The sequence below is a fragment of the Aquimarina sp. MMG015 genome (assembly GCF_018100855.1).
In the GTDB taxonomy this organism is placed as follows: domain Bacteria; phylum Bacteroidota; class Bacteroidia; order Flavobacteriales; family Flavobacteriaceae; genus Aquimarina; species Aquimarina latercula.
In genome coordinates this window covers 335,393-350,427 of the sequence record NZ_JAGJEB010000007.1, presented here as the reverse complement: position 1 = coordinate 350,427, position 15,035 = coordinate 335,393, and the positions used below count along the sequence as shown (strand labels likewise).

General features: G+C 32.2%; 13 protein-coding genes. 8 read left to right on the top strand and 5 right to left on the bottom strand.

Annotated features, from left to right (window positions below; genetic code table 11):
• Positions 1–3: 3 nt before the first annotated feature.
• Both J8L88_RS15655 and J8L88_RS15650 read right to left on the bottom strand, forming a co-directional pair.
• Positions 4–2,379, bottom strand: a complete 2,376-nt coding sequence (locus J8L88_RS15655; protein ID WP_211061203.1) for a TonB-dependent receptor — start codon at positions 2,377–2,379, stop codon at positions 4–6.
• A 176-nt stretch (positions 2,380–2,555) separates the two neighbouring features.
• Positions 2,556–3,317 carry a glycosyltransferase family 2 protein gene (locus J8L88_RS15650; protein WP_211061202.1) on the bottom strand — a complete coding sequence of 254 codons (762 nt, stop codon included), beginning with the start codon at positions 3,315–3,317 and terminating at the stop codon, positions 2,556–2,558.
• Between the two features lie 66 nt (positions 3,318–3,383).
• On the opposite strand from J8L88_RS15650, the gene J8L88_RS15645 reads away from it, so the two are divergent.
• Positions 3,384–4,205, top strand: coding sequence for a glycosyltransferase family 2 protein (locus J8L88_RS15645; protein ID WP_027392231.1), 822 nt, complete (start codon positions 3,384–3,386; stop codon positions 4,203–4,205).
• Here J8L88_RS15645 and J8L88_RS15640 read toward each other — a convergent pair.
• A complete protein-coding gene (locus J8L88_RS15640) occupies positions 4,202–5,266 on the bottom strand; it encodes a glycosyltransferase family 9 protein (protein WP_211061201.1) in 1,065 nt (354 codons plus the stop codon). The two genes, J8L88_RS15645 and J8L88_RS15640, sit on opposite strands and share 4 nt — an antisense overlap.
• A 72-nt stretch (positions 5,267–5,338) precedes the next feature.
• A complete protein-coding gene (locus J8L88_RS15635) occupies positions 5,339–6,154 on the bottom strand; it encodes a 2,3,4,5-tetrahydropyridine-2,6-dicarboxylate N-succinyltransferase (protein WP_027392229.1) in 816 nt (271 codons plus the stop codon).
• A 125-nt stretch (positions 6,155–6,279) separates the two neighbouring features.
• Between J8L88_RS15635 and ruvX the strand changes: the two genes are divergently transcribed.
• The 5 genes from ruvX (at position 6,280) to yidC (ending at position 11,671) form a co-directional block, all read left to right on the top strand.
• Positions 6,280–6,690, top strand: a complete 411-nt coding sequence (ruvX, locus tag J8L88_RS15630) for a Holliday junction resolvase RuvX (RefSeq protein WP_027392228.1) — start codon at positions 6,280–6,282, stop codon at positions 6,688–6,690.
• A 45-nt stretch (positions 6,691–6,735) separates the two neighbouring features.
• Positions 6,736–7,326 carry a peptide deformylase gene (gene def / locus J8L88_RS15625; RefSeq protein WP_211061200.1) on the top strand — a complete coding sequence of 197 codons (591 nt, stop codon included), beginning with the start codon at positions 6,736–6,738 and terminating at the stop codon, positions 7,324–7,326.
• A 103-nt stretch (positions 7,327–7,429) separates the two neighbouring features.
• Positions 7,430–7,849 carry a DUF5606 domain-containing protein gene (locus J8L88_RS15620; protein ID WP_027392226.1) on the top strand — a complete coding sequence of 140 codons (420 nt, stop codon included), beginning with the start codon at positions 7,430–7,432 and terminating at the stop codon, positions 7,847–7,849.
• Between the two features lie 205 nt (positions 7,850–8,054).
• Positions 8,055–9,689, top strand: coding sequence for a CTP synthase (locus J8L88_RS15615; protein ID WP_027392225.1), 1,635 nt, complete (start codon positions 8,055–8,057; stop codon positions 9,687–9,689).
• 101 nt (positions 9,690–9,790) lie between these two features.
• Complete coding sequence (gene yidC, locus J8L88_RS15610) at positions 9,791–11,671, top strand: membrane protein insertase YidC (RefSeq protein ID WP_211061199.1); 1,881 nt, start codon at positions 9,791–9,793, stop codon at positions 11,669–11,671.
• A 77-nt stretch (positions 11,672–11,748) separates the two neighbouring features.
• On the opposite strand, the gene J8L88_RS15605 is transcribed toward yidC, so the two are convergent.
• Positions 11,749–12,741 (bottom strand): fasciclin domain-containing protein, encoded by a 993-nt coding sequence (locus J8L88_RS15605; protein ID WP_211061198.1) that lies wholly within the window; start codon positions 12,739–12,741, stop codon positions 11,749–11,751.
• A 256-nt stretch (positions 12,742–12,997) separates the two neighbouring features.
• On the opposite strand from J8L88_RS15605, the gene J8L88_RS15600 reads away from it, so the two are divergent.
• Positions 12,998–13,684 carry a toxin-antitoxin system YwqK family antitoxin gene (locus tag J8L88_RS15600; RefSeq protein WP_211061197.1) on the top strand — a complete coding sequence of 229 codons (687 nt, stop codon included), beginning with the start codon at positions 12,998–13,000 and terminating at the stop codon, positions 13,682–13,684.
• A 144-nt stretch (positions 13,685–13,828) separates the two neighbouring features.
• Positions 13,829–15,016, top strand: a complete 1,188-nt coding sequence (mnmA, locus tag J8L88_RS15595; protein WP_211061196.1) for a tRNA 2-thiouridine(34) synthase MnmA — start codon at positions 13,829–13,831, stop codon at positions 15,014–15,016.
• Positions 15,017–15,035: the final 19 nt, after the last annotated feature.

Sequence of the window (15,035 nt, the reverse complement as noted above, 5' to 3'; positions counted from 1 at the left end):
TTTTTAGAATTTGAACTCATAAGATATACTAGGTACAATACCAAAGAATGATAGTTTGGTTGCTTGGGTCATTCCTGTAGCTATTTCTTGATCTCCAACTTCTCCAACTTCATTAAAGTAGATAGAAGCTGCGTTTTGTCTGTTATACACGTTTACAAGGCTGAATACCCATTTACCGTTTTTACCTTTTTTAGGGTTTAATGTTGCTGATATGTCTAATCTGTGGTAAGCAGGTAAACGATTTCCATTTCTATTATTGTAATCGGCAACTACTAATCCATTTTGTTCATATCGTCCTGTAGGATAGGTTACTGGTCTTCCTGAACCAAAAACAAAATTAGCTCCAAAATCCCATCTTTTATTTAGTTTATAGAATCCAACTAGATTTAATTCGTGTAATTGATCACTGTTGGATGGGTAGTATTCGTTATTGTTGATTCCGAGAACTTTAGTTTCTGATTTAGCAAGTGTATAACTTAACCATCCAGTTAATCTACCTTCATTTTTATTTAGTTGTACTTCTAATCCATATGCTCTTCCTTCTCCTTGTGCAATTTGCGTTTCTATCTCCTCAGTAAATATTAGATCCGCTCCATCAATAAAATCAGTAACATCATTGAGTTTCTTGTAATATGTTTCGAGACTTAAGTCATATTTTCCTTCATTGAATGATGTAAAGTATCCTAACGCTAATTGATCAGCATATTGTGGTTTGATGTAAGGCCCACTAGGAGACCATACGTCCAGAGGAGTAGGAGAGGTAGTGTTGGAGATTAAATGTAAATACTGATACATTCTATTATAACTTAGTTTAAAAGAATTAGAATCATTTAATAAATATCTTGCGGATACTCTGGGTTCTATTCCATTAAAAGACTTTATGCTTTCTCCAGAATTATATTGTGTGGTTCCTATGACCTCATTTTCTTCATAAGTATCTTGTTCAACATTGTAGGTTAAAGGGCTTCCTGTATCATATTGACTTACTTCTTGAGATCCTAGTCGAAAAAAGTTGGACCATCTTAGTCCATATTGAACACTAAGTTTATTTGATAATTTTTGTTTTAGATCAACATAAACCCCGTTTTCTAAACCAAACTTATCACTAAATTCTTCTCCATTGATACTGGATCCATTTAGAGATGATATTTTTCCAGGTTTAAATTGATAATATGTCATATCTACTCCTGTTTTAAGTGTGTTGTTATTATTAATGTACCAAGACAGTTTTGGTTTTAGATTGTAGTTGGTGATACTGGATTTCCATCTAAACTCGGAACCTGTTCTTAGATTATCTAAGTTGTATTCGTAATTACTAAAAATAGCGGAAGTCTGTAGAAATAATTTCTCGTTGATAACGCTTGTCCATCTTAATGTTCCAGATGTATTTCCCCAAGTTGTTCCTAATAATCCATCAAGTTCAAATGTGTCTCTACCGAAATATCCTGAAAGAAATAATCGATTGTTTTTATTCAAGTCATAGTTCGCTTTTAGATTGAAATCATAGAAAAATAAAGAGCTATCTTCAAAATCCTCTAGAAGGAATGAAAATAGGTCTATGTATGATCTTCTACCTGCTAACATATAACTACCTGAAGCTTCTTCTTTATCACCTTTTAGAATAGGTCCTTCAATTAATGCTTTGGCAGAGATAAGACCTATTCCGATGTTCCCTCCAAATTTTTTAGTATTTCCTTCTTTTTGTTTTATATCCAGTACAGAAGATAATCTTCCTCCATATATAGCTGGAATTCCTCCTTTGTATAATTTAGCATTTTTGATGGCGTCAGAATTGAATACAGAGAAGAAACCAAATAAATGTGAAGCGTTATATATAGTAGCTTCATCCAGTAATATTAGATTTTGATCTACAGAGCCACCTCTTACATTAAATCCAGAAGAGGCTTCGTTTACACTGGATACTCCTGGTAATAGTTGTAATGATTTTAGTACATCAGGTTCTCCAAGGATAGCTGGCATTTTCTTAATAGTTTCTCCTTGTAATGAAATAACACTCATTTCTGTTGATTCGATTTTTTTTCTTGTGTTATTAGATGAAATGATGATTTCATCTAATTGAGCTAACTCTTCTGTTAGATTAAAATCTATTTTTTGATTATTTGTAATTTGAATTTCTTTAAGAATAGTTTTATATCCTAAATAACTGATTTCTATTTGATGGGTTCCTTTTTCTATGTTCATGGAATAAAAACCATAATCATTTGTTGTGGTTCCTATAGAATTATCAATAATGATATTAACTCCTAGTAATTTCTCTCCAGAGCTAACATCTTTTATATATCCACTTATGGTAAATTGTTCTTGTCCAATTGTTCCAAGTGTGCATAAAAAGAACAGGTATACAATTTTTTTGATCATATGCATATAGTTTTAAATATGTTTTATTCAAAACTATATGAGAAGCTTTCTTGGATTTTAGAAATATGGATAAACCTTGAAAAAACCTGATGAGCCATTATTTTTTTACGTGAATAAAAATGGAATAGCAAGTTTTATTATCAAAAACCTTTGTTTAGTTAGGTTAGAATGCTGATTTATTGTTTTTGTTGTTTAATTAATTCCCTTAGCTTAGAGTATTTTAGAAAAGTAATGTTCGCAGTTTGTACGCATATAACAAAGCCATTAAATCCGTCTAGAAATCCAAATCTTAGAAAATAAGATTTTAAAAATGCCCAAGTTGGATTAAGAATAATCTTCCAAATAGGAGCTCTTTTTCCTAGTTGATAGTAAGATTGTGCTGATATTGTAGAGAACTTATCTGTTTTAAGATTAAATTCCTGGTAGGTCGCATAATTCCAATGTAATATATCACCTTTTAGTTTTGAGGAAGCTTTAGGGGCTGTCAGTTTAAAAGAATCGTGAGGATTTATACCTTTCCACTCTCCCTTTCCCTTTATAAAAGCCCTTAATTTTTTATCTGGATACCAATCAGAGTATTTTATCCATTGCCCACAAAAATTATTATATCGATTCATATAATATCCATCGTGAATCCAATTGGATTTTAATTTTATCAAAGAGTTCTGAAGTTCACAAGATAAAGCCTCATCACCATCTAATGATATAATATGATCATTAGAAGCTTGAGTAATAGCAAAGTTTTTTTGTTCTATATATCCTAAAAACTTTTGCTTAATAAATTTTACATCAAACTGTTTACATATTTCCTCTGTTCTATCTGTAGAAAAAGAATCGACAATAACGATTTCATCAACCACACCCACTAAAGATGAGAGGCATCGCTCTATTTTTTTTTCTTCATTGTAAGTGATAATAACAGCAGAGAGTTTAACCATTCGGATACTTTAAGATTGATGCTTTATTTATAAATGTATCGTGCAAAAATAGTTATTTTTACGGCAATGCAATCACTAGAAATAACAGTAATCATAAGTACTTACAATCAACCAGAATGGTTGAGTAAAGTGCTGTTTGGATATGAATGCCAAAGTATAAAGAATTTTCAAGTAATTGTTGCAGATGACGGGTCAACAGAAGATACAAAGGAATTAGTTTTAAAGTTTTCTAAAAGAGTTAGTTATCCTTTAAAACATATTTGGCACGAAGATCAAGGGTTTAGAAAAACAGTAATTTTAAATAAAGCTATTACAGTAGCAGATTCTGATTACCTATTATTTACGGATGGTGATTGTATTCCTAGAAAGGATTTTGTTGAAACTCACCTGCGGATGAGAAAACTCGGTTGTTTTTTGTCAGGAGGGTATTTTAAGTTGCCAAAAGATATTTCTGAATTGATTTCTGAACAGCATATAAAAAATCAAGAATGTTTTGATGCTAAATGGTTAATAAGTAAAGGGCTAAAATCTTCTTTTAAGCTAAATAAATTAACAGCTGATGGATGGAAAGAACGTTTTCTTAATTTTAGTACACCCACTAAAGCTACTTGGGATGGTATGAATGTCTCTGGATGGAAAAAAGATGTTTTATTGGTAAATGGTTTCGATGAGCGAATGCAATATGGAGGAGAGGATAGAGAGATAGGAGAACGTTTATTTAATCTAGGAATAAAGGCTAAACAGATACGATATAGTGCAATTTGTGTACATCTATATCACGAAAGAGGATATGTTCATCCAGAAATGATTACAAGGAATAAGGCTATAAGAAAAGTTACAAAACGAGATCAAGTGATTAGAACTCCTTTTGGAATTGAAAAGGACTAAAGATTTAAATTTTTAAGGAACGTTTTAAGTTTTGGGATTATTAATTCTGAAGAAAGATTTTTATATAATTCTAATGCATGATCTTTCATTTCTTTTGGAGTTTTATCTCCGTATAATTCTGGCTTGGTGTCATAAAGATGTACAGAGTCATGTGTAATACCATCTTCAAACATATTCCAGTCTTTTTTAATAATCCAAGGCGAAAAAATAGTAAAAGTTGGTTTGTCTAGAGCTTTTGCCATATTTACAGCTCCGCCTTCGTTTCCAATTAAAACATCGCAATGAGATAATATAGCTATAAATTCACGTAAGCTTTTTCCGAATACATTAAAATGAATATGTTGTTGTGTGCTTTTTGTTGTTAAATCATAAATAGTCTTGGCATCTTTTTCTTGACTAGGTATATAGTTAAAAAGAATATTGGCTGAGGTTGTTGTCACAATTTCATCAATAACTTTGGCCATGTATTCGAAAGGTAGTGTTTTTCTAATTTCGCTACCTACAACACTTATCATTATCAGCGGTGTCTCTGAAGAAATTCCGTTGGTAGTTAGATATGCTTTAGAAGTTTCCTGTTCTTTTTTTGTCAAAAATATTTTAGGACGAATTATGTTGGAAGTAAGTCTGTCTTCAGGATATACCAACCGAAGTCGATTTTCTATTGCAATAGAAGCATTAGTAATAGGGTCTGATTTTCTATGTACTACTTCAGAATAAATAAATTTAGTGTACCATTTATAAAAAGATATTTTTTTTGGGGATTTCGAAAAGAAAGAAATAAGATTGCTTTCTAATTTTCCGTATGCATCTATAACCAAATCATATTTTGCCTTTTTGATTTCTTTTAGAAATGAATAAAATGCTTTTTTACTATCGCGATATTCATTTTTAAATTCAATAATTGTGTTGAAAAAAGGGTTTTCTAGAGTTACTGGTTTTGTATTAGAATTTACTAAATAGTCAATCGTTGCATTTGGGTACTCTTTAGTTAGTGCCTCACAAATAATTGTACTTGTAAGTACATCACCGATCATTTTTTGCTGAATGACTAATATTTTCATTTACCTAACTATTGATTAAAAGAATGAGCTTGCCTAAAAGACAAGCTCACAAGTATACATATTTATTTCTAATTATACAGCTACATCGTGCTCTCTCAAGGCATCATTTAGGGAAGTCTTTTTATTAGTACTTTCTTTACGCTTACCAATAATTAAGGCACAAGGAACATTATATTCTCCTGCAGCAAACTTTTTAGTATAACTTCCTGGTATAACTACTGATCTTGCAGGTACGACTCCTTTTCTTTCTACAGGTGTATCACCAGTTACATCAATAATTTTGGTAGATGCAGTTAATACCACATTGGCACCAAGTACAGCTTCAGTTTCTACGCGTACTCCTTCTACTACGATGCATCTAGATCCGATAAATGCATTATCTTCTATGATAACAGGAGCCGCTTGAAGTGGTTCTAAGACACCACCAATTCCAACACCACCACTTAGATGAACATTTTTTCCAATCTGAGCACAACTACCTACCGTTGCCCAAGTATCTACCATGGTACCTTCATCTACATATGCACCAATGTTTACGTAACTAGGCATTAGTATGGTTCCTGGAGAAATATAAGCTCCATGACGAGCTACGGCATTAGGAACGACTCTAATTCCTTTTTCTTTATACCCTTTTTTTAATGGAATTTTATCGTGGTATTCAAAAATACCAGCTTCAAGTGTTTCCATTTTCTGAATAGGAAAATAGAGCACAACTCCTTTTTTCACCCATTCGTTTACTTGCCATCCATCTTTAGTTGGTTCTGCTACGCGAAGTTCACCAGCATCTAATAAGTCGACTACTTTTCTTATAGCATCCTGAGTGTTTGACTCTTTTAAAAGCTCTCTATTATCCCAAGCTTTTTCTATGGTTTCCTTTAGTTGGTTCATTTATTAAAAATTTTCGTAAAGATAACAGCTTCATTCGAAAATCATATGCTCATTGAATATTTTAGGATACTCTTAATAATTAGAACTATTTTATAATAATGTCATACTTTTGCACAAAATATAATATGGCAAGGATTTTAGCAATAGATTATGGAGGAAAGCGATGTGGAATTGCTGTTACAGACGAGTCAAAGATTATAGCCTCTGGATTGACTACTGTAGATACTAAGGATTTATTGAATTGGTTACAAGAATATGTTTCAGCCGAAGATGTAGAGTTATTTGTAGTGGGAGAACCAAAACGCTTACACGGAGATCCTTCTGAAAGTGAGAAATTGATACAGCCGTTTTTGGAGAAGTTGTCAAAAATGTTACCTGATATTCCTGTGAAAAGAATAGATGAGCGATTTACTTCTAAAATGGCTTTTGATACAATGATTGCCAGTGGAATATCTAAAAAGAAACGAAGAGATAAGGCATTGGTAGATCAGATTAGTGCTACCATCATCCTTCAGGATTACCTTTATAATTTGTAAAGGTAAATTTAAAAATAGAGAATAAAAACAGAGAATATTAATAATATGATTTTACCCATTGTAGCGTACGGCGATCCAGTATTAAAGAAAAAAGCAAAGGAGATTTCTAAGGATTATCCTAAGTTTTGGGAATTGCTCGAAAACATGTTCGAAACGATGTACAATGCTCATGGAGTAGGTCTTGCGGCTCCACAAATTGGACTTCCAATACGTTTATTTTTAGTAGATGCAGAACCTTTTGCGGATGATGAAGAACTTTCTGAAGAAGAGAGAAAAACATTAACAGGGTTCAAAAAAGTTTTTATAAATGCTGAAATTATAGAAGAAACTGGAGATGAATGGGCTTTTACAGAAGGATGTTTAAGCATTCCAGAGGTTAGAGAAGATGTCTTTAGAAAAGAAACGATCAAGATTAATTATTTAGATGAAAATTTTGTGCAACATACAGAAACATATAGTGGTCTAGCTGCTAGAGTGATCCAGCATGAGTATGATCATATTGAAGGAGTTTTGTTCACAGATAAATTATCAAGTCTTAAAAAACGTTTAATTAAAGGAAAACTTACTAATATATCTAAAGGAAAGATTAGTGCTGATTATAGAATGAAGTTCCCTTTAGCTAAAAAAGGACGTTAATCGATTTTTAGAATTTACATAGAATTACAATACAATTTATGTTGGTTAATGTTTGATTTTTAAAAATGAACTACTGATATTTGCCAACTTTGAAGATAAATTTATGAGCTTAGACAAAATATTATCAATTTCTGGAAAACCAGGTTTATATGAATTAAAGGCGCAGACCAGAAGTGGTTTTGTGGCTGAATCATTAGCGGATGGAAAAAAACTTTCTGTTAGTATTCAAAATAACGTTAGTATTCTTAGTGAAATTGCAATCTATACTTTTACAGAAGAAGTTCCTTTAAGAGAAATTTTTAAAAGAATCCAGGAAAAAGAGAATGGAGAAAAAGCAATTAGTCACAAAGAGTCTAAGAATAAGTTAGAAGCTTATTTTAGCGAAGTATTACCTGATTATGATGAAGACAGAGTATATGTAAGTGATATGAAAAAAGTGATACAGTGGTATAATATTTTACAAGCTAAAGGAATTACTGATTTTGAAGAGCCAGAAGAAGTAACTTCTGATGAAGAAGAATAAAAAGTTTTTAGATAAACAAAAAACCCATCTCATTTAGATGGGTTTTTTGTTTTAGAGTTTTAATAATTCATTATCAGTTTTTTACACTGTTAAAGAATTATGGATAAGTTGCAGAAATATTGCTTTATTTTCGATACCTAGTTTGGGTTCTTCTTTGTATTTTTGCGCAAAATTTAAACACAACCGAACAAATAGTTAAGTTTACATGGCTAATACCAAATATGTTTTTGTAACTGGAGGCGTTTCTTCTTCTTTAGGAAAAGGGATTATAGCAGCTTCATTGGCAAAATTGCTACAGGCTAGAGGATACAGAGTTACAATTCAGAAATTAGATCCGTATATCAATGTTGATCCTGGAACATTGAACCCATATGAACATGGAGAATGCTATGTAACCGATGATGGTGCAGAAACCGATCTGGATTTAGGACATTATGAACGCTTTTTAAATACACCAACTTCTCAGGCGAATAACGTAACTACCGGAAGAATATATCAGAGTGTTATTGAGAAAGAACGTCGAGGAGAATTCCTTGGTAAAACTGTTCAGGTAGTACCTCATATAACGAACGAAATAAAAGAAAGAATTCAAATTCTTGGCAAGAGCGGGGATTATGATATTGTAATTACTGAAATAGGTGGAACAGTTGGTGATATTGAGTCCTTACCATATATTGAAGCTGTTAGGCAGTTAAAATGGGAATTAGGAGATACGAATGCTTTAGTGATTCATCTTACATTAATACCATACCTTTCTGCCGCTGGAGAATTAAAAACTAAGCCTACACAACATAGTGTGAAAACATTAATGGAAAGCGGTATAAAAGCAGATATTTTGGTGTGTAGAACAGAACATGAGTTGTCAGAAGATCTGAGGAGAAAGCTGGCATTGTTCTGTAATGTAAGGCAAGAGGCGGTTATTCAGTCGATTGATGCATCTACTATTTACGATGTTCCTAATTTGATGTTGGAAGAGGGGTTAGATGCTGTGGTATTAAAACAACTTGTACTTAGAGACGATAATGTTCCTAATTTGGATAAATGGAATGATTTTCTAAAACGACATAAGAATCCTAAGTGTGAAGTAACAATAGGTTTAATAGGTAAATATGTAGAATTACAAGATTCTTATAAATCTATTTTAGAAGCTTTTATTCATGCTGGTGCAGAAAACGAGGTAAAAATAAATGTAGAAAGTATACATTCTGAATATATAGATGATAAGACTATAGCTACTAAAATTGCGCATCTTGATGGTATATTAGTTGCTCCAGGTTTTGGAGAAAGAGGAATAGAAGGAAAGATAAAAGCAGTACAATATGCAAGAGAAAACAAATTGCCTTTTTTCGGTATTTGTTTAGGAATGCAAATGGCAGTTATAGAGTATTCACGTAATGTTTTAGGATTAAAAGACGCATGCTCAGTAGAGGTAGATGAAAACACAGCGTATCCAGTGATTAGTTTGATGGAAGAACAAAAGAATATCACAGATATGGGGGGAACTATGAGGCTTGGTGCTTGGGATTGTGAATTAGTTGACGATAGCAAAGTGTCCGAAGCCTATGGAAAACCTTTAATTACCGAACGTCATCGTCATCGTTATGAATATAATGATCAATACAAAGAACAATTAGAAAAAGCAGGGCTTAAAACAACAGGAATAAATCCTAAAACAGGTTTAGTAGAAATTGTGGAAATTCCTGAACACCCTTGGTTTGTAGGTGTGCAGTATCATCCAGAATATAAAAGTACAGTAGCTAATCCTCATCCGCTTTTTGTAGCTTTTGTAAAAGCAGCAGTGGCATATTCTAACTGTAATAAAGATGTCAAAGTGTCATAGTATCTCTAACTGGCTAGATAATTGACAAAAGAAAAGTAATATAATTTTAGAAAGCCTCTTTTTTAACCTAAAAGGATAGAGGTTTTTTTATACACATATCAATGGAAGAAAAAAAGTTTGACCTTAATACAGTAATTGGATTTGTACTGATATTTGGAATTTTTGCGTGGATGTTTTGGGTTAATAAACCAACACCAGAAGAGATTGAGGCTCAAAAGGCTGAACAAGAACAAGTTGAAGCTCAAGAAAAAACTGAAGATAATAAGACGACAGATTTTGTAAAAGAAAGTGAAGCTATTGTGGCGAATCCACAAGATTCCCTTGCGGTAGTTGCTGCTAAATCTCAATTAGGTGCATTTGCGTATTCTGCTAGTTTGCCTTCTGCAAAAGAAAATGTTACTAAAATTGAAAATGAAGTTTTAACTTTAAAGATTAATAATCGAGGAGGTTATATTCAAGAAGCATTATTAAAAAACTTCAAAACGTATGATTCCGTTCCTTTATATCTAATTAAAGATGGCAAAAACGCTTCATTTAATCTTAATTTCGGAACAACGGATAATAGAATTTTAAATACGAAGGACCTGTTTTTTGAACCAACTGTTACTAAAAATGGGGATAATACTGTTTTGTCCATGAAACTTAAAGTTTCTGATTCTAAGTTTTTAGAATACCGTTATGAATTGAAACCTAATGATTATATGTTGGATTTTTCAATTAAATCACAAGGATTACAACAGGTGTTTAATTCAAGTCAGGTAGTTAATTTAGATTGGAAATTACAGGCTATAAGACAAGCTAAAAGTGCTTCTTACGAAAATCGATATACGGAGATTCTTTATGAGTATGATGGAGGGAAAGATGATTATACTGGACAAGGAGATTTTGCAGAGGACACTGAAGAAGAAGTAACTTGGGTAGGATTTAAACAACATTTCTTTACTTCTGTTTTATTAACAGATACTCCTTTTAAAACAGCAACATTTGCTTCGAAAAATGTTGCTAATACTAGTGAATTAGATGATAAAGACATTAAAGTTACAAAAGAGTTTGCAGCTTCTATGCCTCTAGAACTTAAAGGTGGTGAGTTAAACTATAATATGAACTGGTATTATGGTCCTACGGATTATAAGATTTTAAGTTCTTATGATCGTAACTTAGACGAGATTGTGCCGCTAGGATGGGGGATTTTTGGAGTGATAAATAGATATATATTTATTCCATTTTTTGGGTTTTTAAGTGGTTTTCTACCATATGGTATAGCTATAGTAGTAATGACAATCGTGGTGAGAATTGTATTGTCTCCAGTAACATATAAATCCTATGTTTCTCAAGCGAAAATGAAAATATTAAAGCCTGAGATTACAGAGATTAATGAGAAGTATAAGGATAATGCTATGAAAAAGCAGCAGGAAACTATGGCTTTATATAGTAAGGCTGGGGCGAGTCCTATGAGTGGCTGTCTACCAGCGCTTATGCAGATTCCTGTGTTTTATGCGTTGTTCAACTTCTTTCCGAGTGCCTTTGATTTAAGACAGAAGAGTTTCTTGTGGGCTGATGATTTATCAAGTTATGACACTATTGCAAAATTACCATTCGAAATACCATTTTATGGTGATCATATTAGTTTATTTCCAATATTAGCTTCTATTGCTATATTTATTTATATGATGATGACAACTGGGCAAACGATGCAGCAACAACAACCTGGGATGCCTAATATGAAGTTTATTATGTATTTGTCTCCTTTAATGATGTTGATTTTCTTTAATAACTATGCAAGTGGACTTTCTCTATATTATTTTATTTCTAACTTGATTACTATTGGTATTATGTTAGTTATTAAGAATGTGATTATAGACGAAGATAAAATTCATGCTAAGATTCAAGAGAACAAGAAAAAACCTAAAAAACAAGGTAAGTTCCAGAAGAAGATGAAAGAATTAATGGAGCAAGCGGAACAACAAAAAGCTAAAAAATAAAAATAGTTTTTAGAGTAATAAAAAACCTCGTTTCTAATTTGAAACGAGGTTTTTTATTAAGTTCACTTAGTGATTATTTAATTAGGATTTATTGAAGGTAGATCCAATAAAACTTCATCTATTACATGTATAACTCCATTAGTAGCTTGTACGTCTGTAAAAATAATTGCACTTGCACTAGCAGCATCATTTCCATCAAGTCTGATTGTTTTAGCCGTAGCATCAACTGTAATTTCTTTGGATAATGTTGTAAGATTACCATCTACTAAATCAGCTTCTCTAATATTGGTACTAGGTACGACATGAAGATTTAAAGCATCTGTTAATACTGTTTCATCAATATCTCCAGGAACAGTCCAGTCGTTATTGACATCTAGTAGAGCATCAAAAGCAGTATTATTTGGTGCAAAAACTGTAAAAGGGCCCTCTCCTTGTAGTGTAGTAACATAGTCAAAACTATAAGCGGTTAAGGCTTCTACTAATCTTGAAAAATTTGGATCTGCTGTAGCAAAAGTGGTTACATCAGGTAAACCAATTACTGCGTCTATTTTATGGATAATACCGTTAGATGCCGCGATGTCCGGTGTGCTTACAGTAGCACCTCCATTAAAAACTACTCCATTTGTTGTATTGTAGTACATGCTAATAGTAGATCCATTAGGGCCAGCAGTTGAGGAAGTTTCAGTATAACCGGCTACATTGTTAGTAAGCGTAGTGGAACTAACTTCTCCAGGAATTACGTGATTTAATAAGATTTGTTGTAATTCATCTGTTGGCACAGCGCTAATATCTGCATAATTGTTTGCAGTTAGAAAGGCTTGGATAGCTGTATCTGTTGGAGCTAAAACAGTAAATGGTCCACTACCATTAAGTACAGATACTAAATCTCCATCTGCAGCAGCAAGAGCCGTTACCAATAAAGATAAATCTGAGTCTGCAGTTGCGATAGCAACTATATTATCATCTGTGGGTATGATAACATTACCATCATCATCATCGCCACAAGATGAAGCTGTTAAAATTAATGCTGTTATTACAATAGCATTGGTGACTTTTGAAATAATTTTCATTTTTTTGAGTTTTAAAAGTTAAAATTTGTTCAGATAAGCTAACGGAGTATTTATTTCATATATTTTCAATAATTTGTTAAACAAAAGTTAACAAGGTGTGGTTTTGATATTAGTTAGTTGTTTTTTTAGAAGTTTTAATGTTTTTTTTGTAGGATTTTTTTACATAAAAAAAATAAAATATTTTCTTTTGATTATATTTTTGATGAATATTGGTACGTTTTTTGGGTTATTAAATTACTAAAAATGAAATAAAACCATGCGAAATAGATTTTTGTTTTTCGTTTTTGTTTATATCACTGCTATAGGATATGCTCAGAAGTTTAATTCTTTTGATGCAGACGGTAAGAGACATGGAAAATGGCAGAAGAAATATGAGAATAGTGATCAACTTCGTTATGAAGGGACTTTTGATCACGGAAAAGAAGTAGGAGAGTTTAAGTTTTATAAGCCAAATAGTGGAACAATGCCAACGGCTATTAAAGTTTTTGCTTCTGACACCGATAGTGTGCAAGTAAAATATTTTACAGCTAAAGGAAAGGTAATTAGTAAAGGAAAAATGCTTGGTAAACAAAGAGTTGGAGTATGGACCTATTATCATAAGGGATCCTCTAAAATAATGATGACTGAAAAATATAATGCTGGAAAATTAGATGGAGAACAGAAAACATATTTTGAAAATGGTCAGCTAACCGAAAAAATAATTTATACTAATGGTAAAAAGCAGGGTAAACGAATAGTATATTCTCAGAAAGGTGTTTTAATTAAGGAGTTTACTTATGTAGATGATCAATTGCACGGAATTACGAAGTACTATGATGTAAAGGGAAAAGTTAAAATAGAAGGTGCTTACAAAAGAGACCGTAAAGATGGAGTGTGGAATTATTATGAAAATGGAAAATTATTAGAACAGAAAACATTCCCTATTGGAAAAACAGGTTCTTAGTATCGATTTTTAGAATTGATAGATAGATAAAACCTTAAGGCAATGCACAAGCATTGCTTTTTTTATTTGTTATTTTTGCAGATAATTTTTAAAATAAATATTTCTTCAATTTTTTGAAGATATTAAGTATAGAAAACGTTGGTAATGAAAAGGGTTATTGTAGGTTTATCGGGAGGAGTAGATTCAAGTGTAGCAGCATATCTTTTAAAGGAACAAGGATATGAAGTGATAGGTCTTTTTATGAAAAATTGGCATGATGATTCTGTTACTATTTCGGATGAATGCCCATGGTTAGATGATAGTAATGATGCTTTACTTGTAGCCGAAAAATTAGGTATTCCTTTTCAAACAGTTGATCTTAGTGAAGAGTATAAGGAACGTATCGTGGATTATATGTTCAACGAGTATGAAAGAGGAAGAACACCGAATCCAGATGTACTATGTAACCGAGAGATTAAGTTTGATGTTTTTTTAAAAATAGCAATGTCGCTAGGTGCGGATTATGTTGCAACTGGACATTATTGCAGAAAAGATACAATAATAAAAGAAGGAAAAGAGGTGCATCGCTTATTGGCAGGAAAAGATCCTAATAAAGATCAATCTTATTTTTTATGCCAATTATCACAGGATCAATTGTCAAAAACTCTTTTTCCGGTTGGTGAATTACTAAAACCTGAAGTGAGAGAGATTGCAAAAGAACAGAATCTTATTACTGCTGATAAGAAAGATTCTCAAGGATTGTGTTTTATAGGAAAAGTAAGACTTCCAGAATTCCTTCAACAAAAATTACAACCAAAACAAGGAGATATTATTGAGATTTCTTCATCAGAAGAAATGTATAATAGAACAGCTCCGAATTTTAATTCTAAAAAAGAAGAATTAGAGTTTCTTTCTTTAAAATATGAATATGATATCGCTGATGGGAAAGTAGTTGGGAAACATCAAGGGGCGCATTATTATACAAAAGGGCAACGAAAAGGTTTAGCGGTAGGAGGTACTCCAGAACCATTATTTGTTATTGAAACTGATGTGAAGATTAATGTGATTTATACCGGACAAGGTAAAGCACATCCTGGTTTATATAGGAGGGCTCTTTTTATTAGTAATGAAGAATTACACTGGGTAAGACCGGATCTTAAATTACAAATAGATCAAGAATTAGATGTAATGGCAAGAATACGCTATCGACAACCACTGGATAAGGCAATTTTGCATCAAGTAGATTCTGGTATGTATATTGTTTTTGAAAACCCTCAGAGTGCAATTACAGAGGGACAATTTGTTGCTTGGTATATTGATGAAGAATTAGTTGGATCTGGAGTAATTTCGTAAATTGTAAAGATTTTTAAAC

What these genes read in the sequence shown, in the direction of transcription:
- J8L88_RS15655 (WP_211061203.1), bottom strand. Translation starts at nt 2,379, where the DNA reads ATGATCAAAAAAATTGTATACCTGTTCTTTTTATGCACACTTGGAACA.
- J8L88_RS15650 (WP_211061202.1), bottom strand. Translation starts at nt 3,317, where the DNA reads ATGGTTAAACTCTCTGCTGTTATTATCACTTACAATGAAGAAAAAAAA.
- J8L88_RS15645 (WP_027392231.1), top strand. Translation starts at nt 3,384, where the DNA reads ATGCAATCACTAGAAATAACAGTAATCATAAGTACTTACAATCAACCA.
- J8L88_RS15640 (WP_211061201.1), bottom strand. Translation starts at nt 5,266, where the DNA reads ATGAAAATATTAGTCATTCAGCAAAAAATGATCGGTGATGTACTTACA.
- J8L88_RS15635 (WP_027392229.1), bottom strand. Translation starts at nt 6,154, where the DNA reads ATGAACCAACTAAAGGAAACCATAGAAAAAGCTTGGGATAATAGAGAG.
- ruvX (WP_027392228.1), top strand. Translation starts at nt 6,280, where the DNA reads ATGGCAAGGATTTTAGCAATAGATTATGGAGGAAAGCGATGTGGAATT.
- def (WP_211061200.1), top strand. Translation starts at nt 6,736, where the DNA reads ATGATTTTACCCATTGTAGCGTACGGCGATCCAGTATTAAAGAAAAAA.
- J8L88_RS15620 (WP_027392226.1), top strand. Translation starts at nt 7,430, where the DNA reads ATGAGCTTAGACAAAATATTATCAATTTCTGGAAAACCAGGTTTATAT.
- J8L88_RS15615 (WP_027392225.1), top strand. Translation starts at nt 8,055, where the DNA reads ATGGCTAATACCAAATATGTTTTTGTAACTGGAGGCGTTTCTTCTTCT.
- yidC (WP_211061199.1), top strand. Translation starts at nt 9,791, where the DNA reads ATGGAAGAAAAAAAGTTTGACCTTAATACAGTAATTGGATTTGTACTG.
- J8L88_RS15605 (WP_211061198.1), bottom strand. Translation starts at nt 12,741, where the DNA reads ATGAAAATTATTTCAAAAGTCACCAATGCTATTGTAATAACAGCATTA.
- J8L88_RS15600 (WP_211061197.1), top strand. Translation starts at nt 12,998, where the DNA reads ATGCGAAATAGATTTTTGTTTTTCGTTTTTGTTTATATCACTGCTATA.
- mnmA (WP_211061196.1), top strand. Translation starts at nt 13,829, where the DNA reads ATGAAAAGGGTTATTGTAGGTTTATCGGGAGGAGTAGATTCAAGTGTA.